At 43.2% G+C, this 241-nt stretch carries 1 protein-coding gene; it reads left to right on the top strand.

Features of this window, described 5'->3' with window-relative positions:
• Window positions 1–241 (top strand): glutamine amidotransferase-related protein (locus tag SB765_RS33070; RefSeq protein WP_410932954.1); only part of this gene is annotated, 241 nt, incomplete at both ends.

Below are 241 nucleotides of genomic sequence, written 5' to 3'. Positions count from 1 at the left end.
GAAGCACACCCTATTAAAATTTACTTTTTAGATAACTTTGACTCATTTAGCTACAACCTAGTTGATGAACTAACAATGCTTGGGGCTGAGCTAGTGGTTTACCGAAACAACATTAGCGCAGAGGTCATATTCGAAAAAATGCAGGCAGAGCACGGCCAAGTATTGCTAGTATTATCACCAGGCCCTGGTGCGCCTAGCGATGCAGGCTGCCTTATGGAATTAATTAACCTGTGTAAGGGTC

The organism is Pseudomonas sp. SIMBA_067 (genome assembly GCF_046534675.1).
GTDB classification, from domain to species: Bacteria; Pseudomonadota; Gammaproteobacteria; order Pseudomonadales; family Pseudomonadaceae; genus Aquipseudomonas; species Aquipseudomonas putida.
Note: the sequence above shows the minus strand (reverse complement) of the source record. Positions and strands in the feature narration are given on the sequence as shown.